3 protein-coding genes are annotated in these 1,647 nt (G+C 57.8%); 2 read left to right on the top strand and 1 reads right to left on the bottom strand.

Annotated features, from left to right (window positions below):
- On the top strand, positions 1-263 hold a 263-nt coding region (locus AXE65_RS04120; RefSeq protein ID WP_204376511.1), incomplete at its 5' end, for a hypothetical protein.
- A 1-nt stretch (position 264) separates the two neighbouring features.
- Complete coding sequence (locus tag AXE65_RS04115; protein WP_068388517.1) at positions 265-525, top strand: helix-turn-helix domain-containing protein; 261 nt, start codon at positions 265-267, stop codon at positions 523-525.
- Here AXE65_RS04115 and AXE65_RS04110 read toward each other — a convergent pair.
- Positions 499-1,482, bottom strand: coding sequence for a tyrosine-type recombinase/integrase (locus AXE65_RS04110; protein WP_068388514.1), 984 nt, complete (start codon positions 1,480-1,482; stop codon positions 499-501). The genes AXE65_RS04115 and AXE65_RS04110 overlap by 27 nt on opposite strands.
- Between the last annotated feature and the right edge of the window lie 165 nt (positions 1,483-1,647).

The following is a 1,647-nucleotide window of genomic DNA, read 5'->3' as shown; positions in this document are numbered from 1 at the left end:
TACGCGCGAAAATTAAGGTCGCAATGAAAGATGAAAACAAAGAAGCCGCCGCACAGAAAAAAAGCCCCACAAGTGGTATGACACTCTGGCAGCGGATAGAGCATGTTGGCGGCAGGATCAACTCCCAAAAGTATGTGGAGTTCGGCAGTGTAATGGCCGTGAATGCGCTGATTCGTCACGTTTTACGTGACATAAAACCGGGGCTTAAGGCGGCGCTTGAGGCCGAGCTGGCAGCCGCTGCCAAAAATCAACAGGAAACGTGACATGAACATAGCCAACGACGCAGCCATTAGCCTGGCTCCTGGCCAGCTTGGCGTATTGCTTGAGCAAGCCGCCCAGCGCGGGGCAGAAATTGCCATCTCCGACATGGTGTGCTATCACTACAAAGACGCCTGCAAGCGCCTTAACATCAGCTACAACACGCTGCAAAAGCGCATCACAGAAGGCAAAATCCACCCTGTGGACGGGCGCATCACTGGCGCGGAACTGCGCCGCTACTTAATCGAGCATGGCCGCAAGCGTTGAGGCTTTGGGGTTGTAGTACGTCAGCGCCTGCGTTGTCTGCGACCAGCCGAATATCTTGCACAGTGTCAGCACGTCTACCTTGCGCGATAACATCGTCGCCGCCGTGTGGCGTGTATCGTGAAAGGTGAACCCGTCCAATCCGGCGCGCGCACGGTACTTGCGAAACAGCGCGTCCAAGCTCGCCGTCTTCAAACCAAGCACCAGCACGTCATCCCATCCGCGCAGCCGTGCCAACACTCGACGAGCGCGGGCAGACAGCGGCACGTCGCGCGGTTTGCCGTTTTTGGTTTGCGGCAAATGGACGTGCTGATCGAACACTCGCCCCCACGTCAACCCGCACAACTCACCGGCGCGCATCCCGGTACGCAAGGCCAGCAGCATGCACAGCGCCACCGCCTGCCCGGTACTGGATACCCGGCCAGTACGCTGATACCCCATCGTGCGCAGCATCCGGCGCACTTCCCACCATGCGATCACTCGCTCCCGATGGCGCGGCGCAGGTGGTTTGCGAATGTCTCGACACGGATTAGCCTGCACCCAGCCCCACTCAAGCTGCGCGGTCTGGAATACCGACGACAGTAGGGTCAGCTCCCGCAACACCGATGCAGGCCCCACCACGGCTCCACGTGCGTCCCTGAAATTCGCGATATGCTGTGTCGTTACTTGAGCAATGGGCAGATCCAACGGCAGGCAATACCCCTCAAACGCCGTCAGCCGGATTTTCTCCCAGCGCGTGCCGCGCTTGGTAGGCGACACTTCATCGGCGTAGCGTCGCAGGGCTTGACGCAAGGTGTATTGCTCCCCAAGCGGGGCGGTTGCGGCGTGCCGGATTTCCCCCTCACGCAGTGCCGCCCACTGCACCGCCTCGCGGCGGGTAGTGAACACGCGACTATCCCGCACGCCCAACACCTTAACCTGCGCGCGCCAGCCCTTCGCCATCTTGCTGATACTTGCCATGTGACCGCTCCAAAATGGGGCATTCTGTGGGGCAAAAATGCGCCCTGAAGTTCAGAATATTTAAAATTATACGGTCAATGGATTTAAATGACCACCAGTAACCCGTTGATTTTTATGTTTATTGATATTTTATAATCAACGGATTTCAATATGATGGTGCCCAGG

The organism is Ventosimonas gracilis, assembly GCF_001580025.1.
GTDB classification, from domain to species: domain Bacteria; phylum Pseudomonadota; class Gammaproteobacteria; order Pseudomonadales; family Pseudomonadaceae; genus Ventosimonas; species Ventosimonas gracilis.
This window is presented reverse-complemented; position numbering and strand designations above follow the sequence as displayed.